At 64.4% G+C, this 23,853-nt stretch carries 19 protein-coding genes; 13 read left to right on the top strand and 6 right to left on the bottom strand.

Translation table 11 applies throughout. From position 1 onward, the window contains the following. From VMJ11_RS33715 to cyoD, 3 genes are all read left to right on the top strand, one after another. Positions 1-1,267: cbb3-type cytochrome c oxidase subunit I (locus tag VMJ11_RS33715; protein WP_325625501.1), on the top strand; the 1,267-nt coding region annotated here is incomplete at its 5' end. Beyond that, complete coding sequence (cyoC, locus tag VMJ11_RS33710; RefSeq protein WP_325625499.1) at positions 1,267-1,878, top strand: cytochrome o ubiquinol oxidase subunit III; 612 nt, start codon at positions 1,267-1,269, stop codon at positions 1,876-1,878. The genes VMJ11_RS33715 and cyoC, both read left to right, overlap by 1 nt. Next, positions 1,879-2,208, top strand: coding sequence for a cytochrome o ubiquinol oxidase subunit IV (gene cyoD, locus VMJ11_RS33705; RefSeq protein ID WP_325625498.1), 330 nt, complete (start codon positions 1,879-1,881; stop codon positions 2,206-2,208). Positions 2,209-2,352: 144 nt separating this feature from the next. Here the strand turns inward: cyoD and VMJ11_RS33700 are convergent, their stop codons facing one another. Continuing rightward, the gene (locus VMJ11_RS33700) at positions 2,353-3,003 is read right to left on the bottom strand and encodes an SGNH/GDSL hydrolase family protein (protein WP_325625496.1); all 651 of its coding nucleotides are present in this window, start codon (positions 3,001-3,003) and stop codon (positions 2,353-2,355) included. Positions 3,004-3,145: 142 nt separating this feature from the next. Between VMJ11_RS33700 and VMJ11_RS33695 the strand changes: the two genes are divergently transcribed. The 3 genes from VMJ11_RS33695 (at position 3,146) to VMJ11_RS33685 (ending at position 5,907) form a co-directional block, all read left to right on the top strand. Beyond that, positions 3,146-3,748, top strand: coding sequence for a TetR/AcrR family transcriptional regulator (locus tag VMJ11_RS33695; protein ID WP_325625495.1), 603 nt, complete (start codon positions 3,146-3,148; stop codon positions 3,746-3,748). A 164-nt stretch (positions 3,749-3,912) separates the two neighbouring features. Then, positions 3,913-4,596, top strand: a complete 684-nt coding sequence (locus tag VMJ11_RS33690; protein ID WP_325625493.1) for a type 1 glutamine amidotransferase domain-containing protein — start codon at positions 3,913-3,915, stop codon at positions 4,594-4,596. 213 nt (positions 4,597-4,809) lie between these two features. Continuing rightward, positions 4,810-5,907 carry an NADH:flavin oxidoreductase/NADH oxidase gene (locus VMJ11_RS33685; protein ID WP_325625491.1) on the top strand — a complete coding sequence of 366 codons (1,098 nt, stop codon included), beginning with the start codon at positions 4,810-4,812 and terminating at the stop codon, positions 5,905-5,907. A gap of 195 nt (positions 5,908-6,102) precedes the next feature. Here the strand turns inward: VMJ11_RS33685 and adhP are convergent, their stop codons facing one another. Further along, on the bottom strand, positions 6,103-7,131 hold the full coding sequence (adhP, locus tag VMJ11_RS33680; RefSeq protein ID WP_325625490.1) for an alcohol dehydrogenase AdhP: 1,029 nt from the start codon (positions 7,129-7,131) through the stop codon (positions 6,103-6,105). A 303-nt stretch (positions 7,132-7,434) separates the two neighbouring features. Here adhP and VMJ11_RS33675 point away from each other — a divergent pair, with 303 nt between their 5' ends. From VMJ11_RS33675 to VMJ11_RS33660, 4 genes are all read left to right on the top strand, one after another. Next, positions 7,435-9,789, top strand: a complete 2,355-nt coding sequence (locus VMJ11_RS33675) for a tetratricopeptide repeat protein (protein ID WP_325625488.1) — start codon at positions 7,435-7,437, stop codon at positions 9,787-9,789. Positions 9,790-9,990: 201 nt separating this feature from the next. Further along, a complete protein-coding gene (uvrA, locus tag VMJ11_RS33670; RefSeq protein ID WP_414694560.1) occupies positions 9,991-15,912 on the top strand; it encodes an excinuclease ABC subunit UvrA in 5,922 nt (1,973 codons plus the stop codon). A gap of 305 nt (positions 15,913-16,217) precedes the next feature. Beyond that, positions 16,218-16,448, top strand: a complete 231-nt coding sequence (locus VMJ11_RS33665; protein ID WP_325625484.1) for an H-NS histone family protein — start codon at positions 16,218-16,220, stop codon at positions 16,446-16,448. A gap of 312 nt (positions 16,449-16,760) precedes the next feature. Next, a complete protein-coding gene (locus VMJ11_RS33660) occupies positions 16,761-17,339 on the top strand; it encodes an NnrU family protein (protein ID WP_325625483.1) in 579 nt (192 codons plus the stop codon). A gap of 196 nt (positions 17,340-17,535) precedes the next feature. Here VMJ11_RS33660 and pcaG read toward each other — a convergent pair whose 3' ends face one another. Together pcaG and pcaH are read right to left on the bottom strand one after the other, a co-directional pair. Continuing rightward, positions 17,536-18,123 (bottom strand): protocatechuate 3,4-dioxygenase subunit alpha, encoded by a 588-nt coding sequence (pcaG, locus tag VMJ11_RS33655; protein WP_325625481.1) that lies wholly within the window; start codon positions 18,121-18,123, stop codon positions 17,536-17,538. A 3-nt stretch (positions 18,124-18,126) separates the two neighbouring features. Then, positions 18,127-18,831 (bottom strand): protocatechuate 3,4-dioxygenase subunit beta, encoded by a 705-nt coding sequence (pcaH, locus tag VMJ11_RS33650; protein ID WP_325625479.1) that lies wholly within the window; start codon positions 18,829-18,831, stop codon positions 18,127-18,129. A gap of 141 nt (positions 18,832-18,972) precedes the next feature. Between pcaH and pcaQ the strand changes: the two genes are divergently transcribed. From pcaQ to VMJ11_RS33635, 3 genes are all read left to right on the top strand, one after another. Next, a complete protein-coding gene (pcaQ, locus tag VMJ11_RS33645; RefSeq protein WP_325625477.1) occupies positions 18,973-19,983 on the top strand; it encodes a pca operon transcription factor PcaQ in 1,011 nt (336 codons plus the stop codon). Positions 19,984-20,283: 300 nt separating this feature from the next. Further along, positions 20,284-20,487 carry a DUF6900 domain-containing protein gene (locus tag VMJ11_RS33640; RefSeq protein WP_325625475.1) on the top strand — a complete coding sequence of 68 codons (204 nt, stop codon included), beginning with the start codon at positions 20,284-20,286 and terminating at the stop codon, positions 20,485-20,487. 546 nt (positions 20,488-21,033) lie between these two features. Next, the gene (locus VMJ11_RS33635; protein WP_325625473.1) at positions 21,034-21,516 is read left to right on the top strand and encodes a hypothetical protein; all 483 of its coding nucleotides are present in this window, start codon (positions 21,034-21,036) and stop codon (positions 21,514-21,516) included. A gap of 122 nt (positions 21,517-21,638) precedes the next feature. Here VMJ11_RS33635 and VMJ11_RS33630 read toward each other — a convergent pair whose 3' ends face one another. Continuing rightward, positions 21,639-22,145 carry a metal-dependent hydrolase gene (locus VMJ11_RS33630; RefSeq protein WP_325625472.1) on the bottom strand — a complete coding sequence of 169 codons (507 nt, stop codon included), beginning with the start codon at positions 22,143-22,145 and terminating at the stop codon, positions 21,639-21,641. Between the two features lie 133 nt (positions 22,146-22,278). Then, positions 22,279-22,533: a sugar ABC transporter ATPase gene (locus VMJ11_RS33625; RefSeq protein WP_325625470.1), complete on the bottom strand. Its 255-nt coding sequence runs from the start codon at positions 22,531-22,533 to the stop codon at positions 22,279-22,281. Between the last annotated feature and the right edge of the window lie 1,320 nt (positions 22,534-23,853).

Genomic DNA, 23,853 nt, shown 5'->3' with positions numbered 1-23,853 from the left:
CTACCTCGGCATGCACTTCTTCACGAACGATGGCGGCGGTAACGCCATGCTGTACCTGAACCTGATCTGGGCCTGGGGTCACCCCGAGGTGTACATCCTGATCCTGCCGGCGTTCGGTATCTTCTCGGAAGTCGTTGCTACGTACGCCAAGAAGCCGCTGTTCGGCTACAAGGCGATGGTCTACGCGACCTGCGCGATCATGGTTCTGGCATTCGTCGTGTGGCTGCACCACTTCTTCACGATGGGTTCGGGCGCCGACGTGAACGCGTTCTTCGGTATCGCCACGATGGTGATCTCGATCCCGACGGGCGTGAAGATCTTCAACTGGCTGTTCACGATCTACCGCGGCCGCCTCGAGTTCAACTCGTCGGTGCTGTGGACGATCGGCTTCATGGTCACCTTCACCATCGGTGGCATGACCGGCGTGATGATGGCGATCCCGGGCGCGGACTTCGTGCTCCACAACTCGCTGTTCCTGATCGCGCACTTCCACAACGTGATCATCGGCGGCGTGCTGTTCGGCTATCTCGCCGGCATGAACTACTGGTTCCCGAAGGCATTCGGCTTCAAGCTCAACGAAAAGCTCGGCAAGCGCGCATTCTGGTTCTGGCTCACGGGCTTCTACGTTGCCTTCACGCCGCTGTACGTGCTCGGCTTCATGGGCGCAACCCGCCGTCTGAACCACTACGACAATCCGGCATGGCATCCGTGGATGGTCATCGCCTGGTTCGGCGCCGTGCTCGTGCTGATCGGCATCGTTCACCAGTTCCTGCAGCTGTACGTTTCGATCCGCGACCGCAACCTGCCGGAAAATCGCGACCTGACGGGCGATGCGTGGGGTGGCCGTACGCTGGAATGGGCGATCTCGTCGCCGCCGCCGTCGTATAACTTCGCAGTCATCCCGCACGTGAGCGAACTCGACGAGTTCCAGCACATGAAGGACATGGGCCGTGAAACGCCGGACGTCGTGAACACGAAGTACACCGACATCCACATGCCCTCGAACACGAGCGCGGGTTTGTTCATCGGTCTCTTCAGCCTGGTGCTCGGCTTTGCTGGCATCTGGCACATCTGGTGGCTCATGATCGCTGGCTTCGTCGGCATTATCGCGACGGCTATCGGCTACAGCTTCCAGAAGAACGAAGGCTATTACATCCCGGCCGCCAAGGTCCGGGCAGACGAAGAAGCGCGTAATCGCGCACTGGTCAAGGCATTCGCTGACAAGCAACGCCGTGGCAAGGTTGAAGAAGCACTGGAGGCCAACTGATGTTGACGAAGACAAGTGCGGCCGCACTGGCGGAGCACGATCACCATGATCACCCGCCGTCACACTCGGTGTTCGGCTTCTGGCTGTACCTGATGACGGACTGTATTCTGTTCGGCTCGCTGTTCGCAGTGTTCGCCGTGATGCAGAACCAGTTCGCAGGCGGCCCGACCGGCAAGGACCTGTTCGACATCCCGGGCGTCGCGATGGAAACGGCAGTGCTGCTGCTGTCGTCCATCACGTACGGCTTCGCGATGATCGGCGCGTACAAGAAGCGCACCGGCCAGGTGCTGTTCTGGCTGGCCGTTACCTTCCTGCTGGGCGCGACGTTCCTGTATTTCGAACTGCATGAATTCGCGCACATGATCGCCGAGGGCAACGGCCCGCAGCGCAGCGCGTTCCTCTCGTCGTTCTTCACGCTGGTGGCCACCCACGGTATCCACGTGACGTTCGGCATGATCTGGATGATCGTGCTGATGGTTCAGACGCTCAAGGCGCCGGAACTGGGCGAGCGCGAAATTCGCCGCCTGTCGTGCCTGAGCCTCTTCTGGCACTTTCTGGACATCGTCTGGATCTGCGTGTTCTCCTTTGTTTATCTTGCGAGCGTGATCTAAATGAGTGCTCATCCTATCCACGAAGAAGAAAGCCACGGCAGCTTCGGCGGCTATCTGGCCGGTTTCGTCCTGGCGGTGGTGCTCACGGCCGCTTCGTTCTGGCTCGTGCTGCATGGCGGCTTTCCGCGCGAAACCGCGCTGATCGGCCTGGCCGTGCTGGCCGTCGTGCAGATCGTGGTTCACCTCGTGTTCTTCCTGCACATGAACACGTCGTCGGGCCAGCGCTGGAATGTGACCGCATTCGGCTTCACGGCGTTGACGGTGCTGATCGTCGTGATCGGCACGCTGTGGGTCATGCACAACGTCAGCATGAACATGATGTCGCGTTAAGCGTCATCGTTGTCTGGCTTGCGCTCCGGTCGTTTCGCGGGGCGCGGCAAGGAAACGCCGCCAGGCCTTCGGGCCGGCGGCGTTTTTCTTTTGTGCCTGCGAATATTGCTTCGGAAAGATTTCGTGGCGCAAACGCCTGTGCCTTCACACTGCGAAGCGCTGGCGCACGATTTTCGCGACGGCCTTGCCGAGGCGATGGTGCTGCGCGGCCTCGAGGTGAATGCCGTCCGTGGGGCTGACCGTGGCGACCTCGCCAGCATCGAGGAACGCCGAGCCGTACTTCACGGCCACGCGCTCGTAGAGTGGCGCGAGCAGCCGCGATCTGGCCGCGCCGCCCGTGAACATCTCGCCGAGAAAACCGACTTCTTCGATGGGCACCGGCGACATGAGCAGCACATGCGGTGTCGCGCCACCGGGACCGGCGCGGCACGCGACGAGCGTTTCGAGCAGCACGTCGACCGAGTTCGCGATGTCGGCGGGCGTGACGGAAAAGCGCGCCTTGAGGTCGTTGGTGCCGAGCATCAGCACGACCACGTCGACGGGCAACTGGCTTTCGAGGCACGGGCGCAGGTAGGCGAGCCCGTTCTTGTGCCGACCCGCGATCGGATCGTCGTGAACCGTGGTGCGCGCGGGCAGGCCTTCTTCGATGATCGTCCAGGCCGGCCCCAGCACTTCGCGCAGCACGCCGGGCCAACGGTCGGAGGGGCCGAAACGCTCGAGCACGCCGGGCACCGTGATCGGTTTCGTGCCGTGCGTATTGGAATCGCCGTAACAGAGCAGGGTGCGTGATGTCATGGGTTGCCTCTGGTGTGGTGCGGTTGCGGGTTGCCGATGCGAAATTCCAGCAGGGCGGTGTGCGCTGCCGGGCTGCAATGCCACTACTCAGCGTGTGAGATTACTAGACGACTGGTCTAATCGCTCTGTAACATGCCGTCTCATGAATGCAGCGGCAGCCGTCGAAGTGCGGCAACACATCCTCGATACCGCCATGCCCATCCTGCTGGGCAAAGGCTTTTCCGCGGTCGGTCTCAACGAGATCCTCGCGGCAGCGGGTGTCCCCAAGGGTTCGTTCTATCACTATTTCGGTTCGAAAGAAGCGTTCGGCGAAGCCTTGCTCACGTCGTATTTCGCCGAATATGCGGAGCGCCTCGACGACCTGCTCGTGCGGCAACCGGGTACGGCTGCGCAGCGGCTCATGCGTTACTGGGACGATTGGCGCATGATCCAGTGCGCCGACGACCCGGTGGGTAAGTGCCTCGTGGTGAAGCTGGGGGCCGAGGTGAGCGACCTCTCCGCGGCGATGCGCGACGTACTGCGGCGCGGCACGAATGCGATCGTCTCCCGCATTGCGGCTTGCATCGAGGAGGGGCGCGCCGATGGCTCGCTCGCGGGCGTAAGCGACGCCATGACGACGGCGACGATGCTGTACGAACTGTGGCTCGGCGCGACGCTGCTGGAGAAGATGCATCGTGACCGCCGGCCGCTCGACACCGCCATGACCACGACGCGAATCCTGCTGAACCTGGCGCCTGGCGGCTGATCGAATGCGGAGCAGCGGCGGCAGCGGCGCCTGAACGAAGCCGCGATTGCCGCGCATTGCGCGGATCAACTAGACGACCGGTCTAATAGCGCATGTGCGATGCCGATGACACCTGTTTCCACAGGGCGCGCGAGCGCCCGAAACTCACCAATAAAGGAACGCCGATGAAGGTACTGATCGTTTTGACCTCGCACGAGGATCTCGGCAATACGGGCAAGAAAACGGGCTTCTGGCTAGAGGAGTTCGCCGCGCCTTATTACGCGCTGCGCGACGCAGGCGCGGAACTCACGCTCGCTTCGCCCAAGGGTGGCCAGCCGCCGCTCGATCCGAAGAGCAGCGACCCCTCGGCGCAGACCGATGCGACACGACGTTTCGCATCCGATACCGAAGCGCAAACGGCGCTTGCCAATACGAAACGTCTCGCCGATGTCGACGCGGGTGCGTTCGACGCCGTGTTCTATCCGGGCGGCCACGGCCCGCTCTGGGATCTGGCCGAAGACCCGGTGTCGATCGCGCTGATCGAAAAGACGATTGCGGCTGGCAAGCCCGTTGCCGCCGTCTGCCACGCGCCGGCCGTGCTGCGCCACGTGAAGGGCGCGGACGGGCGGCCGCTCGTGACCGGCAAGTCCGTTACCGGTTTTTCCAACGCGGAAGAGGCGGCGGTGCAACTGACCGACGTCGTGCCGTTCCTCGTCGAAGACATGCTGAAGGCGAATGGCGGCCAATACACGAAGGCCGCCGACTGGCAGCCGCACGTGGCCACCGACGGCCTGCTCATCACGGGGCAGAATCCGGCGTCGTCGGAGCCGGTTGCCGAGGCCTTGATCGAGGCACTGCGCCGCGCTTGAGCGCGCAGGTGTCTGCTGACCGTGGGTGAGTGCGTGCCACGCGCGTCTCGGTCGCGCATTTTCCCCTTGTTCCCTTTTCCTTTCGGCAACGCTGCGTGCGCCACTCGCAGCGGCTGGCCGACTGTGCGTAGCCGGAAGGAAGCTCCATGTTTCTGCCAACCGACGCACATGCCGCGCGCCTCGCGCGGCATGTGCCAATGAGGAGAGCTGTAGATGTCCGCATTGTTTGAACCGCTCAAGCTCAAGGGTGTGTCCCTGCGCAACCGCATCGCCGTGCCGCCGATGTGCCAGTACATGGCCGTCGACGGCGTGATCAACGACTGGCACCACGTGCATTACGCGCAGATCGCGCGCGGCGGCGCCGGCCTCGTGATCGTCGAGGCGACGGCGGTCTCGCCCGAAGGCCGCATCACGCCGGGTTGTACCGGCCTGTGGAACGACGCACAGGCCGAGGCATTCAAGCCGACCGTCGCGGCGATCAAGGCGGCGGGCGCCGTGCCCGGCATTCAGATTGGGCACGCAGGCCGCAAGGCGAGCGCGAATCGCCCGTGGGAAGGCGACGACCATATTGCCGATGGCGACGCGCGTGGCTGGCCGACGATCGCGCCGTCCGCGATCGCATTCGGCGCGCATCTGCCGAAGGTGCCGAAAGCGATGACGCTCGACGACATCGCACGCGTGCGCGAGGACTTCGTGGCCGCGGCGAAGCGCGCGCTCGACGCCGGCTTCGAATGGCTCGAACTGCATTTTGCGCACGGCTATCTCGGCCAGAGCTTCTTCTCCGGGCATTCGAACCAGCGCGACGACGCGTATGGCGGCAGCCTCGAAAACCGCAGCCGTTTCCTGCTGGAAACGCTGGCCGCGGTTCGCAAGGTCTGGCCGGAGCACCTGCCGCTCACAGCCCGTTTCGGTGTGATCGAGTACGACGGCTGCGATGAAGAGACGCTCGCCGAATCGATCGAGCTCGCCAAGGGCTTCAGGCGCGAAGGGCTCGACATGCTGAACGTGAGCGTCGGCTTCTCGACGCCCACCGCTCAGATTCCGTGGGCACCCGCGTTCCTCGCGCCGATCGCGCAAAAGGTGCGCCGGGCGGCGGGGTTGCCGGTGTCGTCGGCGTGGGGGATCGGCACGCCTGCGCTGGCGGAGCGCACGGTGGCCTCGGAGCAGCTCGACCTCGTGATGGTGGGACGCGCGCATCTCGCGAATCCGCATTGGCCGTACCACGCGGCCCAGGAGCTCGGCGTCGAGCGTGCGGCATGGACGTTGCCCGCACCGTACGCACACTGGCTCGAGCGCTATAAGGCTGGCTGAACGTTATCGACCGTCGCGTAGCGCAAGAAGATCGGCGCGTGGGTGACGGAACGGCACGAGCTGACGATGTTGGTGGGCGTGGAAGTCGCGCGCTGAAAGCGTGCTTCGCTTCGCGTTCGCCGTATCAGATGCGCTGCGCCGGGCGTCGCTTGGCGGCGGCGCCCGGCGCATTTGTTCTCGAGCCTCGCGCGCCGCTCAGGCGGCCATATCGAGTACGACGCGCCCTTCGATCTCGCCGCGCTCCATGCGTGCAAACACGTCGTTGATGTTTTCGAGCTTGTCGGTGGAGACGGTCGCCTTGACCTTGCCTTCCTGCGCGAACATCAGCGACTCTTCGAGATCGAGACGCGTGCCGACGATCGAGCCGCGCACCGTCACGCCACCCAGCACCATGTCGAAGATCGGCAGCGGGAAGTCGCCCGGCGGCAGCCCGTTCAGCGACACCGTGCCGCCCCGGCGCACCATGCCGAGCGCTTGCGAAAACGCGATCGGCGAAACCGCGGTCACGAGTACGCCGTGCGCGCCGCCGATCTCCTTCTTCAGGTACGCGGCGGGATCGGTCGTCTTTGCATTGACCGTCACGGTCGCGCCGAGACGCTTCGCGAGGTCCAGCTTCTTGTCGTCGATATCGACGGCCGCGACATTGAGCCCCATTGCGCGTGCGTATTGCACGGCCATGTGACCGAGGCCGCCCACGCCGGAAATCACGACCCAGTTGCCGGGCCGCGTGTCGGTGACCTTCAGGCCCTTGTAGACCGTCACGCCTGCGCAGAGCACGGGTGCCACCTCGATGAAGTCGACGCTCTGCGGCAGCAGGCCAACGTAATTCGCGTTGGCCTTTGCGTATTGCGCGAAGCCGCCGTTGACCGAATAGCCGGTGTTTTGCTGCTGCTCGCAGAGCGTTTCCCAGCCGCCGAGACAATGTTCGCAATGGCCGCAGGCCGAGTAAAGCCACGGAATGCCGACGCGATCGCCTTCCTTGACGTGCGTGACGCCGGTGCCCACCCCCACCACGTACCCCACGCCTTCGTGACCGGGGATGAACGGCGGTTGCGGTTTGACCGGCCAGTCGCCGTGCGCGGCGTGCAGGTCCGTATGGCAGACGCCGCATGCCTCGATCTTCACGAGCAGTTCGCCCGGACCCGGGCTCGGGACGGTCACCTCCTCGAGAACGAGGGGTTGGCCAAACGCGCGAACTACCGCAGCTTGCATCGTTTTGCTCATCGTCGTACTCCAGAGTAGCGGCGCGCGGCCGGATGCGGAGCGCATCGCGGTGTCGCCGCGCGTCCACGCCTGGCTTTCGAGTTTGAAGGAAACCCACCTGGCGCGCGATGAAGGTGTGCATGTTTTGCTTGTCGGCCGAAAAGTTTTCGAACGAAGCTGCCGTTAACATCGGTTAAGAGGTGGTGACGATGCGTAAGCAAATGAAAGATCCTGGGCCCGGGATTGCTGCGCGCGTTGCGCACGTTGCGCCTGTGCGGCGAAGTGCGATTGACCGCGACCTGTGGCATGTATCCGGTAAACCCAATGCAGACTGATTCCCTCTTCGAACGCGCGAGCCAGAGCCATTTCGCAGGCGACCTCGCGCATGCGCGTCAGTTGTATGTGCAACTGCTTGCCGTCGATGCATCGCACGCCGCCGCGATGTTTCGTCTTGCCGTGATCGGCTTGCAGGAAGGCGCGCCGGCCGTAGCGATCGACTGGCTTCAGCGTGCGCTCGCCATCGAGCCCGGCCAGCGGCGCTATCGCGAGGCGTTGGCGCAGGCGTGCGCAATGGCCGGACGCCATGCCGACGCGGCGGCGCTCTATCGCGGGCTCCTCGCAGAAGACGCCTCCTCGGCCGACTGCTGGTGCGGGCTCGGCTCGGCATTGCAGGCGCAGCGCGCACTGGGCGAGGCGGTTGACGCATGGCGGGGAGCGTTGGAATGCGACGCGACGCGCGGCGACGCCTGGAACAATCTCGGCAATTGCCTTCGCCTGCTGGGCGAACCCGGCGAGGCCCAGGCGGCTTATCGGCAAGCGCTCGCCGTGCAACCGGGCGACGCCAACGCGTTGACGAATCTCGGCACGTTGCTGCAGGAGCAGGGGTGTGACGAGGAATCGCTCGAGATCCTGCGTGCCGCGTTGGCGGCGGCGCCTGACACGGTGCCCGCCATGATCAACCTTGGCGTGCAGTTGACGCGCCTCGACCAGCTGAACGAAGCCTTGCACCTGCTCGAGCGTGCCGTGGCTCTCGACCCGCGGATCGCGCATGCCGCGTATAACTACGGCATCGCGCTTCAGAAGCTCGGCCGCCTGCGCGACGCCGAGGCGCAATATCGCCGTGCGCTCGCGCTCGACCCGGCGCATGCGGAGGCGGCCAACAACCTCGGCAACGTGTGCCGCGATCTCGGCGAGCATCGGGCCGCGCACGAAGCGTACGAGGCGGCTCTGCGCGTGCGGCCCGATTTCGTCGACGCGTACAACAACGCCGCCAACCTGATGCGCACGCTCGGCCGCCTCGAGGAGGCGCAAACGCTGCTTCGCAAGGCCCTCGCATTCGACCCGTCGCGCTCGGCGACGCTCAACAACCTCGGCAACGTGCTCAAGGACAGCGGCGAACTGGACGAAGGCATCGAATCCTTTCGGCGGGCGGTGGCGAGCGAGCCCGATAACCTCATTGCGCACAGCAACCTCTTGTACGCATTGTCGTTCCAGACTCACGATCCGCATGTGATTCTCGAGGAGACGCGTCGCTGGTCGGCGCAGCACGAGGCGCCGCTGTGCGCTTCGCGTACGAGCGTACATGTCGAATCTGCGCAGGGAAGGCGATTGCGTGTGGGTTACGTGTCGGCGGATTTTCGTGAGCATTGCCAGGCATTATTCATGACGCCGCTGCTCGCCCATCATGACCGCATGCGCTTCGAAATTCACGCGTATTCGAGTGTGGTGAAACCCGATGCGACGACTGCACGCCTCGCCGGATGCGTCGAGAAGTGGCACGACGTCCGCACGTTGAGCGACGCAGCGCTGGCGGACAAGATTCGCGTGGACGGCATCGATATCCTCGTCGATCTCACGATGCACATGTCCGATGGCCGGCCTTTGCTGTTTGCGCGCAAGCCGGCGCCCGTGCAGGTTGCCTGGCTTGCGTACCCTGGGACCACCGGAATCGACGCGATCGACTGGCGGCTCACCGATCCCTGGCTCGATCCGCCTGCGCACGATAGCCATTACAGCGAGCGGTCGTGGCGCCTTCCACACACGTTCTGGTGCTATGACCCGCTTGCTTCGGAACCCGAAGTGAATGCGTTGCCGGTCCTGAGCGCGGGCCACATCACGTTCGGCAGCCTGAACAATCCCTGCAAGCTCACGCAAGCGACGCTGCACCTGTGGGCGCGCGTTTTCGGACGCTTGCCCACTGCGCGTCTCGTGCTCATGGCAGCGGAAGGCGACGCGAGACGCCGCCTCGCAGAGCGGCTCGCGCAGGCCGGAATCGACCCGGCGCGTGTGCGCTTCCTGCCGTTCAGGCCGCGCGACGCCTATCTGCGCAGCTATCACGAGATCGATCTCGGGCTCGACACGCTGCCGTACAACGGCCATACCACTTCGCTCGACGCGCTATGGATGGGCGTGCCCGTGGTCACGCGCATCGGGCCGACCGTGGCGGGGCGCGCGGGATTGAGCCAGCTGGCGAATCTCGGGCTCGCCGAACTCGCCGCCGATTCCGACGAGGCATTCGTGGAGACTGCAGTGAGCGTCGCGAGTGATCTGCCGCGCCTCGCGAGCCTGCGCAGTACGCTGCGCGAGCGCATGGCGCAATCGCCGCTCATGGACGGCCAGCGTTTTGCGCGCGGCGTCGAGGCGGCTTACGAAGGCATGTGGCGCGCCGCGACGCGATGAGGTCATCTGGCGCGTAATTTTGCGACATTGCGCCACGTTGCAGCGCCAGACGCACGGCCTGCGTGCTGTATAAATATACAGTAGAATCTCAGCCAGACAGCCAGGGCCGCGCGTCGATTTCTCCACGCGCGCCGCGCTGCAAGCTGCCGGGCTGCACCTCAATCGCGCGCTGCCCGGCCCCACGCGTGTGATCCAGCCGGAATGCCAGCGCAAGTGAGCGAAAACCGATCCATCCGAATCCGTGGTGCCCGCCAGCACAACCTCAAAAACCTCGACCTCGATCTGCACACCGGTGAAATGACGGTCGTCACCGGGCCGTCCGGCTCGGGCAAATCGAGTCTCGTCTTCGATACGCTTTACGCCGAAGGCCAGCGCCGCTACGTCGAAACGTTCAGCGCCTACGCGCGCCAGTTCCTCGACCGCATGGATCGGCCGCAGGTCGATCGCGTCGACGGCGTGCCGCCGGCCATTGCCATCGACCAGACCAACCCCGTGCGCAGCTCGCGTTCCACGGTTGGCACGATGACCGAGCTGAACGACCATCTGAAGCTGCTTTATGCGCGCGCCGCGAATCTGTTCGACCGCGTGAGCGCGCAGCCCGTGCGCCACGATACGCCCGAGACGATTTACGCCGAACTGCTGGCGCGCACCGCTGCGGGCGACCCGCGCCTCGTGGTCACGTTCCCGGTCGAGCTACCCGATACGACCACCGAGGAAGAAGTCGCGCAGTGGCTTTCCGCGAGCGGGTATACGCGGGTGCAGGCGCAGCGCGAGGTGAAAACCGCCGAAGGCACGCGCAAGGTGCTCGACGTGGTCGCCGACCGTTTCCGCATGCAGAACGTGGAAAAAAGCCGCGCGATCGAGGCGATCGAAGCCTCGCTCAGGCGCGGCGGCGGGCGCGCGAACATCTACGTGCTGCCCGCCAGCGATGCTGATGCGCCGGCCGAAGCGGCGGCCGCGCCGCAGATCTGGCGCTTCTCGACCGGCCTGCACTGCCCGGAGAGCGATCTTCGCTATGGCGACCCACAGCCCGCGCTGTTCTCGTTCAACTCGGCCTATGGCGCGTGCGACGTGTGCCGCGGCTTTGGCCGCGTGATCGGCGTCGACTGGGGGCTCGTGATCCCCGACGAGCGCAAGACGCTGCGCGGCGGCGCGATCAAGCCACTGCAAACGCCGGCATGGAAGGAGTGTCAGGACGACCTGATGCGCTACTCGGCCAAGGCGGGCATTCCGCGCGACACGGCGTGGTCGGAGCTCACCGAGGCGCAGCGCGACTGGGTCATCAATGGCGCGCCGGACTGGAAGGGGAGCTGGCAAACGCAGTGGTACGGCGTGAAGCGCTTTTTCCAGTATCTGGAGTCGAAAGCCTACAAGATGCACATTCGCGTGCTGCTGTCGAAGTATCGCAGCTACACGCCGTGCGAAACGTGCGGCGGCGCGCGCCTGAAAACCGAGGCCTTGCTGTGGCGTCTCGGCACGCAGCAGAATGCGGACGACGTGCTCGCGCCGTCGGCGCGCTTCCTGCCGCATGGCGTGGACTGGACACGCACGCAGCTCGAAGCGCTGCCTGGCCTCACGGTTCACGACGTGATGTTGCTGCCGATCGAGCGCATTCGCCGCTTCTTCGACAATCTTTCGCTATCCTCAGCATTGCTCGACGACGCGCTGAAGCTGCTACTCGCGGAAGTGCGCACGCGGCTCAAATACCTCTGCGACGTGGGCCTCGGCTATCTCACGCTCGACCGCCAGAGCCGCACGCTCTCGGGCGGCGAAGTCCAGCGCATCAACCTCACAACGGCGCTCGGCACGTCGCTCACGAAAACGCTTTTCGTGCTCGACGAGCCGAGCATCGGCCTGCATCCGCGCGATTTGAACCGTATCGTCGAAGCGATGCATCGCCTGCGCGACGCGGGCAACACGCTCGTCGTGGTCGAGCACGACCCGTCGGTGATGCTGGCGGCGGACCGCCTGATCGACATGGGCCCCGGCCCCGGCGAGCGCGGCGGCACGATCGTTTATGACGGCACGCCCGCCGACATCCGTTCCTCGGGCACCTTGACCGGCGAATACCTGGGCGGCCATCGCGCTGTCGCCGATGCCTCGCACTGGGCGCGCCGTCCGGTGGATGCCGCCACGCCGAGCCTGTTGCTCGAAGGCGCGAGCGAGCACAATCTGCGCGACGTGACGGTGCAGATTCCGCTGCAGCGCCTCGTTTGCGTGACGGGCGTGTCGGGTTCGGGCAAGTCGACGCTCGTGCAGGACGTGCTCTATCCCGCGCTCGCGCGCCATCTGGGCAAGGCCACCGAAGCGCCGGGCACGTACCGTAAGCTGAGCGGCGCGCAGAGCATCAACGACGCCGTGTTCGTCGACCAGTCGCCGATCGGCAAGACGGCGCGCTCGAATCCGGCCAGCTATGTCGGCGCGTTCGACGAGATCCGCAAGCTGTTCGCGAAGGCGACGCTCGCGAAACAGCGTGGCTATAGCGCCGGCATGTTCAGCTTCAATTCGGGCGAAGGGCGTTGCCCGACCTGCGGCGGCTCGGGCTTCGAGCACATCGAGATGCAGTTCCTGAGCGACGTGTATCTGCGTTGCCCCGATTGCGACGGCAGCCGCTATCGTGCGGAAGTGCTCGAAGTGAAGATCGAGCGAGGCGGCCGCACGTTGTCGGTGGCGGACGTGCTCGACCTCACGGTGAGCGAGGCGGTGCAATGCTTTACTGAGGATGCCGAAGTATTGCGCGTGCTGCAGCCGATCGTGGATGTGGGCCTCGAATACGTGAAGCTCGGCCAGCCAGTGCCGACGCTTTCGGGCGGCGAGGCGCAACGCCTCAAGCTCGCGGGCTATCTCGCCGAAACCGCGCAGTCGCGCGGCAAGGAAGCGGGCGGGCGCCTCTTCATGTTTGACGAGCCGACCACCGGCCTGCATTTCGACGACATCGCCAAGCTCATGCGTGCCTTCGGCAAGCTGCTCGCGGGCGGCCATTCGCTGCTCGTGATCGAGCACAACCTCGACGTGATCCGCGCGGCCGACTGGCTCATCGATCTCGGTCCGGAAGGCGGCGACGCAGGCGGTGAAGTGGTGTGCGTCGGCACACCCGAGGACGTGGTCGCTTGTCCGCGCTCGCATACGGGCGCGGCGCTCGAGCGCTATGAAGCGGCGCTCGGCAGCGGCGTCGAACTGGTCGCCGAAGAAGAGGGCGTGGCGCTGCAAAGCGCGTTGCGCGCGGCCCAGGCTCGCCGAGAGATGCAGGGCGAGGATGTCGTGCGCATCGTCAATGCGCGCGAGCACAACCTCAAGGCGCTCGACGTCGATATTCCGCACGGACGCTTCAACGTGATCACGGGCGTCTCGGGCTCGGGCAAATCCACGCTCGCATTCGACATCCTCTTTCACGAAGGCCAGCGCCGCTACCTCGAATCGCTCAACGCCTACGCGCGCTCGATCGTGCAGCCCGCGGGGCGGCCCGAAGTCGACGCCGTGTATGGCATTCCCCCCACTGTCGCGATCGAACAGCGCCTTTCGCGCGGCGGGCGCAAGAGTACGGTCGCCACGACCTCGGAGGTGTGGCACTTCCTGCGCCTGCTTTACGTGAAGCTCGGCGTGCAGCATTGCGTGCACGACGGCACGCCGGTCACGTCGCAGAGCGTCGATGCGATCGTCGCGCAACTGCTGCGCGAGCATCGCGGCGAGCACGTCGGCTTGCTCGCGCCGCTCGTCGTCAATCGCAAGGGCGTGTACACCGACCTCGCCAAATGGGCGAAGGCGCGCGGCAACACGCATTTGCGCGTCGACGGCGAATTCCTGCCCGTCGCGCCGTGGCCCAGGCTCGACCGCTTCCGAGAGCACACGATCGAGCTGCCCGTGGGAGACCTCATGATCGAGCCGGAAAACGAGGCGCAATTGCGCACCATGCTCGCCGCCACGCTCGAAGCGGGCAAGGGCGTCGTGCATCTGCTCGCGCCGCTCGACGGCCTCGACCATGCGCTCGGCAACGGCGGCTCGACGGCGCGCATCGGCACGGTGAAGGTGCTTTCGACGCGGCGCGCGTGCCCGGTGTGCGGCACGAGCTATCCCGAACTCGATCCGCGCATGTTCTCGTACAACAGCAAGCACGGCTGGTGCACGAGCTGCGTGGGCACGGGTCTCGCGCTCACGCGCGAGCAACGCGCTGCCTACGACGACACGATCGTCGCCGACGATAACCGCGGCCGCGAGCAGACCTTGCCTTCCGAGGAGCAGGAGCCCGAAGGCGTGGCCGACGAGCCGTGCGCGGATTGCGGCGGAACGCGCCTGAATGCGGAGGCACGCGCCGTGACGTTCGACGAGCATCCGATCGTCGACGTCGCGCAGTGGACCGTGGCCGATACGCGCCGCTGGGTCGATGCACTCGAACTCAACGGCCGCGACGCGCAGATCGCGCGCGACGTGGTGAGTGAGATTCGCAGCCGCCTGCAGTTCCTCGAGGAAGTCGGGCTCGGCTATCTGAGCCTCGATCGCGCGGCGCCGAGCCTCTCGGGCGGCGAGGCGCAGCGCATTCGACTTGCCGCGCAGCTGGGCAGCAATCTGCAGGGCGTGTGCTACGTGCTGGACGAACCGACCATCGGCTTGCATCCGCGCGACAACCAGATCCTGCTCGACGCGCTACGCAACCTCGGTGAAAAGGGCAATACGCTGGTCGTGGTCGAGCACGACGAGGACACGATCCGGCGCGCCGATCACATCATCGACATCGGGCCTGGTGCGGGCAAGCGCGGCGGCAGGGTGGTCGCGCAGGGCAGCGTGGCGGACCTCGCGGCGCAGCCCGATTCGCTCACGGGCCGCTATCTCGCGCACCCGATCGTGCATCCGCTGCAGCCGCGGCGCGAAGTGCGGCCCACGCGCGCGGGCCGCGAGGCGGTGCCGGGGCAGTGGCTCACGGTGCACGGCGGCAAACTGCACAACCTGCGCAACGTGACGGCGCAGATTCCGCTCGGAAGGCTCGTGGCGATCACGGGCGTGAGCGGTTCCGGCAAGTCCACGCTCGCGCGCGACGTGCTGCTCGGCAATCTGCTCGACGCGGTGGGGCGCTCGGTGCTCTCTTCTCCGGCCGAGCGCCGCGCGCGCAAGGCCGTGAAGGACAAAGCGCCGAGCGCGGCGGAGCGCCGCTCGAGTGTGCTCGCGCGCACGAGCGCCAAGCCGAAGCTCGAGGTTTCGCATGCATGGCAAGGCTGCGACTCGATTAGCGGATGGGAAAGCATCGACCGTGTGCTCGAAGTCGACCAGACGCCAATCGGAAAGACGCCGCGCTCGTGTCCCGCGACCTATATCGGCGTGTGGGACGCGATCCGCCGGCTCTTCGCCGATACGCTCGAGGCGCGCGCGCGCGGCTATAGCGCGTCGCGTTTCTCGTTCAATACCGGCGACGGACGCTGCCCCGCATGCGAAGGCCAGGGCGTGCGCACCATCGGCATGAGCTTCCTGCCCGACGTGAAGGTGCCGTGCGACGTCTGTCACGGTCAGCGCTTCAACCCGGAAACGCTGGCTGTCACGTGGCGCGGCCGGAACATCGGCGAAGTGCTGACGATGGAGATCGACGAGGCGGTGGAGTTTTTCGCGTCGATCACGAGCATCGGGCATCCGCTGCAGCTCATGAAGGACGTGGGTCTCGGCTATCTCACGCTCGGCCAGCCTTCGCCCACGCTCTCGGGCGGCGAGGCGCAGCGCATCAAGCTCGTGACCGAGCTCTCCAAGGTGCGCGACGACATCACGCGGCGTGGGCAGAAGGCTCCGCATACGCTCTATGTGCTCGACGAGCCGACGGTGGGCCTGCACATGGCCGACGTGGCGCGTCTCATCAGCGTGCTGCACCGGCTCGCGGACGCGGGGCATAGCGTCGTCGTGATCGAGCACGACCTCGACGTGGTCGCCGAAGCCGACTGGATCATCGACCTCGGGCCGGAAGGCGGCGTGGGCGGCGGCACCATCGTTGCGGCCGCCGACCCCGAAGGGCTTGCGAAGGTGGCGGCAAGCCATACTGGCGCGGCGCTCGCGCCGGTGCTGGCGCGTGGCGCCGCCGGCACGGACGTTGCGGATCGGAAGCCGGCGCCGCAGCGGCGGGCAATGGGTTCAACGGGGTCTCGCTGAGCGCGCGGCGCGGGCCGCAAACGCCCGCGCCGCCGTGAAACCGCTTGATCTGTGCGGCGGGCCCAAGGTATGATGGGTTCCGCTTGCAGCAAACGTTCGCTCACCTGTAGCGGCGTCACCTGGCGAGCGGAGCAGCGGACTGCAGATCCCCTCCGAACCGGTCACGGGTTCCCACCCAGGCCACCTCATCAGTGCAGCAAGGCTTCGCAGTCTGTTTGCGAAGCCTTTGTCTTTTCAAGAAAGACGATTCGATGCTGATCGTCGCATCGGCGCCTTGCCCTTGACGAAGCGAGAGGAATTAACGAATGTTCGACCTCGATGGAGAGGCGCGCGAACGGCTCATCCTGTGGATTCAACGCCGCATGGAAGAGTACGGCATTACGCTCGAAGAGCTTGAAGCGTCCATTGCCGAAAGCGAAAAACAACCGAAGTACCGCGACGCCTATGGCAATACCTGGAATGGCGAGGGCGAAATGCCGTCCTGGCTGTTGCGCTATAAGCACGCGGGACAGGATATCGAGCATTTTCGCTGTTAGCGATGAACGGTGCGTGAAGGCGCGCCGGCGTTGCAGTTCGACCGTTCGCGGCGCTCGCCGCAAAGCCCGCGCAATGCCGCGGTGCACAGTATTTTTCAGCATGGTTTTAAAATGCCTTTCGGTGTAAGACTGGTATTAATTGCGCCGGCGAATGCTTCGAGCCGGTTCCGTGCGCAATGATTTACGCATGGTTCTTTTGCGGCATTTGCGCGTGCGTAATTAGTCAGGTTTATTGAAATCGTCGGTTGGCCGCGCGATCAAGCTGCGCGACAATCTCGCCCATTGCGTTCATGCTGCGGCAGGGAGGTTGTCATGGCGATACTCGTGCTGGGCCTCGTGATCTTCATCGGCGTGCATTCCATCCGCATCGTGGCCGGGCCATGGCGCGCGGCGCAAATCGAGCGCTTTGGCCCGCAGGCCTGGCGGGGTGCGTTTGCGGTGCTCTCGATTGCAGGCTTCGTGCTCATCGTCTATGGCTACGGCCTTTCGCGCCGCTATCCCGTGCCGATCTGGCTGCCGCCTTTCTGGATGGACGACGTCACGGCGCTGCTGGCCGCCATCGCCTTTGTGATGATCGCGGCGGCCTATGTGCCCGGCAATCACATCAAGCGCGCGCTCGGCCAGCCCTTCGTGAGCGGCGTCGCACTATGGGCGTTCGCGCATCTGCTCGCCAACGGCACGCTCCATGCCATCCTTCTATTCGCGGTTTTTCTCATCTGGGCGCTGATCGCGCTTCGCGTCGAGAACCGGCGCGATCGCGAAGCCGGCGTCGTCTATCCGCCGGGACGGGCGTCGCGCGACGGGCTCGTTGTCGTGATCGGGCTCCTGGCCTGGGCCGTGTTCGGCTTTTGGCTGCATGGCGCGTTGATCGGCATACGGCCACTCGGCTGACGCCTCGCCCGCTGCCTGGAAGCGCAGCCTCCAACTCGATCGAAAAAAATGAAGCCTGCGTATGGCAGGCTTCGCAAGGTACGGCTCGGAGTTCCGCGATCGGGTCGCGGCGGGGCGATGATGAGGCCCCTTTGTTAAGTACGCGTGAAAGTTGCGTGAAAGTGCAGGCGAGCCGGCCAGCGCTCGCCGCAATGCATCACAGATCGAAGAACACCGTTTCGCGTTCGCCCTGCATGCGGATGTCGAACGTATAGACGATGCTGCCGGCCTGCTCGCTACGGCGCGCGATGAGCGTGTCGCGGCGCGCTGCGGGCACCGATGCGAGCACCGGGTCGGCGGCGTTGGCGGCGGCCTCGTCTTCGAAGTAAATGCGCGTGAAGGTGTGCGTCAGCATCCCGCGCATCATCACGATCACGTTCAGGTGCGGCGCCTCGCCGGCGCTCGCGCTGCCCGGCTTCACTGTGTGCACGATGAAGCGATGCTGTGGATCGGTGCCGGTGCCCACGCGCGCAAAACCACGGAAGCCGTTTCGTGCGATTTCCTCACGCGAAGCCGGATAGTGCCCGTTCGAGTCGACCTGCGAGAACTCGAACATCGCGTCGAACACGCTGTTGCCGTCGCCGTCGAGCACGCGGCCAATCAGCGTGATGTGCTCGCCCGGCGTTTCAGGTCCTACGACGTCCGCCGTGAAGAGGCTCTTCAGATCGAAGTCGTATTGCTGGGGACACAGGCCGTAGGCGAAGTACGGGCCGACGGTTTGCGAAGGCGTTTCCTTGAGTGCCATGGTTCAACGCTCCGTGGGGGTTTGGTTCGGGCCGCGCAGCACGATGTCGAATTCGTAGCCAAGCGCGAAGCCTTCTTCGGTGGTGTCGAGTGAGAAGCGCGAAATCATGCGCTCGCGTGCGTGCTCGGGCGTGCCCTGGTAGATCGGATCGAACGCGAGCAGCGGGTCGCCGGGGAAATACATCTGCGTGACGAGGCGCGAGCCGAAATAATCGCCGAACAGCGAAAAGTGGATGTGATTGGGGCGCCACGCGTTCGGATGATTGCCCCAGGGGTACGCGCCCGGCTTGATCGTGAGAAAGCGGTAGCAGCCGTTGTTGTCGGTCAGGCAGCGGCCCGCGCCGAGGAAGTTGGGGTCGAGCGGCGCGTCGTGCTGGTCCTGTTTGTGGACGTAGCGGCCGGCGGCGTTGGCTTGCCAGATTTCGACCAGCGTATTGCGCACCGGCTTGCCGCCTTCGTCGAGCACGCGGCCCGTCACGATGATGCGCTCGCCGAGCGGCGCGCCATTGCGGGCAGCGTTACGCGTGAGATCGTGATCGAGCGCGCCAAGGTCGTCGGTGCCATACACGGGCGCATGCTGGTTTCGCAGCTTTTCTTTGAGCGGAATGAGCGGAAGCGTGGGGCCGCGTTTGACCGACGAACGGTACGGCGGATAAACGTACGCGGGATGCGAGTCGAAGTCGCGCGGCGACAGGATGGACTCGTCCATGGGGTGTCTCCTCGAAGGATTTTGGGGGGAAGGGGGCTCGGCGCTGCGAGTGCTTTGCGGTGCGAGCCATTGACGCCACTTTATCCAATGCGAAAAGTTATGCAAAATGATGTTTTTTCGTATCTCGTATAACGAATCGTTATGCAAAACCGGCTCGCGGACGGACGCGTCAAATTCCGACATCTGCAGTGCTTTCTGGCCGTGGCCCAGATGGGCAGCGTGCAGCAGGCCGCCGAGAGTCTTTCGGTGACGCAGCCCGCAGTATCGAAGACGATCGCGGAGCTGGAACTGGTGCTTGGCGTGAAGCTGTTCGAGCGCGGTCGCCACGGTGCGGTGCCGACGCGCGAGGGGCAGCTCTTCATGCCGCACGCGAGCGCTTGCGTGAGCGCGCTGCGTCAGGGCGTGGCCTTGCTCGCGCGCGATGAAGGCGCAGTGGCCGCTACGATCGATATCGGGATGTTGCCCACGGTGGCGACGGCCTTGCTGCCGGGCGCGCTGCGCCATTTCGGACAGGAATGGCCGCGCGTGAGCGTGCGGCTCGTGACAGGAGCCAACACGGAATTGCTCGAACGCCTGAAGACCGGCGCGATCGGCTTCGCCGTCGGCCGGCTGGCCGATCCCGAGCGCATGGTCGGCTTGAGCTTCGAGCAGTTGTACAACGAGCCCCTCGCCGTGGTGGTGCGTGCGGCGCATCCGCTGGCGCAGGGCGCGGGACTGCCCGCGCAACTCGCGACGTTTCCGCTCGTGCTGCCGCCGTTCGGCACCCTGATCCGCCAGGCCGCAGACAGCTTGCTCGCCGCGTGGGGTGCGGCGCCGCTCTCGGCGTTTGTCGAGTTGCTCTCGGTTTCGGTGGGGCGCGCGCTCGCGCTCCAGAACGACGCCGTGTGGTTCGTGCCCGCGGGCGCCGTCGAATACGACTTGCGGCGCGGGACGCTGGTGCGGTTGCCGTTGCCTTCAGCGGGTGGTGAAGAGCCGGTCGGGGTGATTCAGCGCACCGATACGCAGCCTACACTCGCCGGGCGCGCCTTGATTGAGGCGGTTCGGCGCGCCGCGCGCGAACGCGAGGTGTTGCCGGAGGGCGGGGGGGCGTCGCGGTCGCGTCGTACTCGCTCCGCGACTGCTGGCAAGCGTTCGCCCGATGCGAAAGGCTGAGGGGCCGAGAACCCGAGAACCCGAGAACCCGAGAACCCGAGAACCCGTTTCCCGGCGCCAGTCGGCCGGCAGCTACGCTTCGAGGTTCGAGGTGCCCGGCGGTTATCTCGATTAACGGTAATCCGCGATTAATTTAACGATATTTAAATAATGCTCGACACCTAATTTAACAAAATTTAAAAATCTCTCGTCAAGAATATTAGAGTATTGGCTCAATATGCGGCGATGCGTCGCGCAGCACCTTACATTTTGATAATTATCATAGTGGCTGAATGATATGGATCAAGTAAGGGGAACAAAATGCATGACGAGCGACTTGAGTTATTGCTTGCGATCTCGCGCAGAACCCTTGGTATCGAGAGCTTCGAATTGACCGGCAAACTGACAGCGGACGCCCACATGGTAAGCGCCGAGGATATCGGCCGCGCGCTGGAATCGGCATATGACGCCGGGTTGCTCGTCGGCTACCGGATGGGCCGTGCGGAGTGCGAGCAGGAAGCCTGAATATGGCGTGAGGTGATTAAGGGGCGGCGTCCTTTAGCGGGGCGGCGCCTTTTTCTTTGGGGCTTATTAAAACGATAAGTAACATTTCGCTCCGATCAAATGCCGCAGAGTCAATTCGTGCCATGCATTTTGTTAATCGATATTTTGCATTGATGGCGCGATATTTCGGTTCCTGCCAGGATGCGATTCCCGGTATTGACCGGACTGGCCCTATAGCGCTTGCATCTGGTCCGATGCCGGTCGTTTTGCGTTTCTCAAGTTCTCAATTCAGGGAGTCGCTCATGAGAAAGATTCTTCTCGTCCTCGCCGCACTCGTCGTTGCCGCTGCTGGCGTTTCGCCTGCCCAAGCCGATGTACACCATCGCCAATGCCATAATGTTCGCGAACATCATCACTGGGTCAAGCACTGCCGGTAAGATGCCGGCACGGAACGGAACGAGTAACCCCGCGGACGCGGGGTTTTTTCTGCCGATGACGCGATCGAGGCACAGGCTCGTGCCAGTCGGGGCGTTCCGCATGCAGTCAGGTTGTAAACGGGAATTCGATATGTTGAGACGGTTATTGGCGGCGGGTGCGTTGGGTTCGCTGGCGGGGTGCGTCGTTGGGCCGGGTTACGGCTACTACGAACCGGGTTACGCGCTAGCGCCCGGCTATGGCGCGGCGCCGGAGTATGGCTACGCGTCGGCGTACGACTATCCGCCGGCCTATGGCCAGGTCGGTGTCGTGGTAAACGGAAGCCGCGACGCGCGCGCGTATCACAATGAGCCGCCGCGAGCCGATTGGCACGGCACGCGCGATGACCGAGGCGGACGTGCCGCGCCGACGGGGGGCTACGCCGGCCCGCAGCCAGGCCAGGCGACGGCGGCCATGCGTGACGGGCGTGACGCGAACTGGCGCGGCGCAAACCCGGGAGCGGGCGGCGCGGGGCAGCAAGGCCACCTGGCTGGGGGCAGCCGGCAGGACGCCAACGGTTCGGGCGGCAGGCCGCGCTGGCAGGGTAACGGCAACGAAGGCAACGGCCGCTGGTGACTCGCCGGCGGTCGAGCGATTCGATGCTGGCCGAACGAGCCCGCATCTGCCAATTACCTGGGATGCCTGATCAATCATCAGGCTGCGCCCACATCACATGGCGTTGCCAACCGCACTGCGGATCAAACGATCCGCCGTAGCGGCCCGAGCGACCAGTCGTGCGGGACGCCGTGCACGGCAAAGAACCAGGCCGCCACCCACGAAGCCGCTACGACGATCATGTCGCATCGTCCGCTGCGCCACCAGTTCAGCGAATGCCGCCGAAGGACCCAGGGCACGCCAAGCGGATTGGGCCAATCGGCGAACAAATGAATCACGCCTCCACAAGCGAAGCCGAACGCGGGCGCAGCAACGGGCAGATGCCCGAGCTTGTGATACGACCACAAGAGCAACGCGATCCAGCCGATGCCCCAATGCGTGAGCGTGCGATGCGTGATCCAGAGGCGCCGCTTCTTGCGCCACCACGCAACTTCGAGCCAGTCGGGCGCTGATCCGCCCGCGACACCGGCCACGAAAGCGAGGGCAGCGAAGAGATGCCAGGGGCTGTCGGCGCCCTGATGCGTGACGATTGCGGCGGCGATGACGCCAGCGGCCCAACCCGTGGCGTGATGTGCGGTGCCTGAAGCCATGAAGCGGTGTGTTGCGAAGTCGAAGGGGGCGCAATCTTCGCAGATGTGTCGCCTTTATGACAGGGGCGACATGCGTTTTATCGTGCGACGCGCGATGTCTCGATCGCACTGCCGCACGATGTGCGCTGACGCGTCAGGTGGTGCAGCGCGCGACGTCGAAGCGCAGCTCTTCTTCAGGCGGATCGTTCGATGCAGAGGCGCCATGCGTGACGCGAATCACCGAACCATATCCGTTAGGCGTGAGCGTGACCAGGTATGACGCGTCCGAGCGTGAGCCCACGCTGAGTTCGGTCATGTTGCCGTCACGCGATGCGTGCACGTTAGGCAGACGCTCCTGGAGGCAACCCGCGACCGAGGCCGCCGAACGCGCCGACGAAGCGTAGATCATGGTTTCACCGCTCGAGGCGGTGCCGGACGGAGGTGTCGATCCGCAAGCGGCGACGAGTGCGAGTGCGGTAGCGGAGAGGAGTCGTTGCGTGAGCGTTTTCATAGGCGACGTGACAAGGTCGATGCAGCGGAGTATGCCGATGAGTATACGCACGCTGACCTGGATCAAGGCACAGCCATACGTAAAAAGATGCAACAGTGAATGCATGGCGTAAGCCGCGCACACGCATGACGTGCAGATGTTGCCAATGTGAAAGCGAGAAACAAACGCACATGCTCTCGTGGCGCATGAGTGTTTCGCAAAGGAAAGGCAGCGGCGAAGCGCGCCAACTGCCTGCGGGCTCGAACGATCAGAAGCGTTGACGCAGGGCGATCGTCGCGGCGACCGGGTTGTTCGTCGAAGAAGGCGACAACGTGTTGATCGCAGCCAGGTTCTCAATGCGCGAGCCGTCGCCGTTCTAACCGGCCGAGTCCGAGGCATGCTGGTAGACGCAGGCTAGATGGGCGTCCGTGCTTGCTTCAGCAAGTAGTCGAGTCGGCGCTGGGCAGCACCATTACCTGACGCATAGGCGCTCGTCACAAAAACACGGTGGACGCCTGCGAGAACGAGGGTTTCTCATGCTTTCTGTCCAGAAGCGCTGGATATTTCGCAGTCGAATAATAATAATCGGCTTCCGTGCGCGATGATTCGCTACGATGTATATACCCGTCATGCCTGTTTCACTCGCGAATCGCTGAAAAGGTGATTTGGATGGATTTGATTCCAGAATTAACGCCCGTAAGCTTTCGTATATAAAGAGATTTTCAAGAGATTAGTTACCGTGGCGAAATGCGTGGAAGCGGGAGCCCGTTGTCCATCCGCGACGACGGGAAAAGACCCCGTCAGGCATGCTCTAGCGTGGATGTCCCATTTTTTCAAGGGCGATCCTCGTCATTTTTTGAAAAGTACTGTTCCAGGTTGTGGAGTGAATGCTCGCGGGGTGCCGCGTTACAATTCGCCCAGCCCTCGACCAAGGGTGGTCTTTTTTCATCTGTTTTTACGCGGCTCTCGGGCCGCGTTTTTTTTTGCCCGCGAAATTCATTTAACTCTGATGCGTGCAGTGAAATGGCGCATTGCGTGGATGGCAATAATTAAAAGCGCTCCGCCGATATCGAAAGCCGAGTGCCGGGATAATCGGGATCAGGGTAGCGTGTGATGCGGCGTCCGCTGCGCACCGCGCGATGCGGGTAGAATCCTGCGCTTGCCCGGCAACGGGTACGCCACGCAGAACCCGATGGAAAGCCCGCCATGACCGATTCTTCACCCGCACTCGATCCCGAT

This window comes from Paraburkholderia sp., assembly GCF_035501035.1.
In the GTDB taxonomy this organism is placed as follows: domain Bacteria; phylum Pseudomonadota; class Gammaproteobacteria; order Burkholderiales; family Burkholderiaceae; genus Paraburkholderia.
Note: the sequence above shows the minus strand (reverse complement) of the source record. Positions and strands in the feature narration are given on the sequence as shown.

What these genes read in the sequence shown, in the direction of transcription:
- cyoD (WP_325625498.1), top strand. Translation starts at nt 1,879, where the DNA reads ATGAGTGCTCATCCTATCCACGAAGAAGAAAGCCACGGCAGCTTCGGC.
- VMJ11_RS33625 (WP_325625470.1), bottom strand. Translation starts at nt 22,533, where the DNA reads ATGATCTACGCTTCGTCGGCGCGTTCGGCGGCCTCGGTCGCGGGTTGC.
- VMJ11_RS33630 (WP_325625472.1), bottom strand. Translation starts at nt 22,145, where the DNA reads ATGGCTTCAGGCACCGCACATCACGCCACGGGTTGGGCCGCTGGCGTC.
- uvrA (WP_414694560.1), top strand. Translation starts at nt 9,991, where the DNA reads ATGCCAGCGCAAGTGAGCGAAAACCGATCCATCCGAATCCGTGGTGCC.
- adhP (WP_325625490.1), bottom strand. Translation starts at nt 7,131, where the DNA reads ATGAGCAAAACGATGCAAGCTGCGGTAGTTCGCGCGTTTGGCCAACCC.
- pcaH (WP_325625479.1), bottom strand. Translation starts at nt 18,831, where the DNA reads ATGGACGAGTCCATCCTGTCGCCGCGCGACTTCGACTCGCATCCCGCG.
- VMJ11_RS33640 (WP_325625475.1), top strand. Translation starts at nt 20,284, where the DNA reads ATGCATGACGAGCGACTTGAGTTATTGCTTGCGATCTCGCGCAGAACC.
- VMJ11_RS33660 (WP_325625483.1), top strand. Translation starts at nt 16,761, where the DNA reads ATGGCGATACTCGTGCTGGGCCTCGTGATCTTCATCGGCGTGCATTCC.
- VMJ11_RS33685 (WP_325625491.1), top strand. Translation starts at nt 4,810, where the DNA reads ATGTCCGCATTGTTTGAACCGCTCAAGCTCAAGGGTGTGTCCCTGCGC.
- VMJ11_RS33635 (WP_325625473.1), top strand. Translation starts at nt 21,034, where the DNA reads ATGTTGAGACGGTTATTGGCGGCGGGTGCGTTGGGTTCGCTGGCGGGG.
- cyoC (WP_325625499.1), top strand. Translation starts at nt 1,267, where the DNA reads ATGTTGACGAAGACAAGTGCGGCCGCACTGGCGGAGCACGATCACCAT.
- VMJ11_RS33700 (WP_325625496.1), bottom strand. Translation starts at nt 3,003, where the DNA reads ATGACATCACGCACCCTGCTCTGTTACGGCGATTCCAATACGCACGGC.
- VMJ11_RS33695 (WP_325625495.1), top strand. Translation starts at nt 3,146, where the DNA reads ATGAATGCAGCGGCAGCCGTCGAAGTGCGGCAACACATCCTCGATACC.
- pcaQ (WP_325625477.1), top strand. Translation starts at nt 18,973, where the DNA reads ATGCAAAACCGGCTCGCGGACGGACGCGTCAAATTCCGACATCTGCAG.
- pcaG (WP_325625481.1), bottom strand. Translation starts at nt 18,123, where the DNA reads ATGGCACTCAAGGAAACGCCTTCGCAAACCGTCGGCCCGTACTTCGCC.
- VMJ11_RS33690 (WP_325625493.1), top strand. Translation starts at nt 3,913, where the DNA reads ATGAAGGTACTGATCGTTTTGACCTCGCACGAGGATCTCGGCAATACG.
- VMJ11_RS33665 (WP_325625484.1), top strand. Translation starts at nt 16,218, where the DNA reads ATGTTCGACCTCGATGGAGAGGCGCGCGAACGGCTCATCCTGTGGATT.
- VMJ11_RS33675 (WP_325625488.1), top strand. Translation starts at nt 7,435, where the DNA reads ATGCAGACTGATTCCCTCTTCGAACGCGCGAGCCAGAGCCATTTCGCA.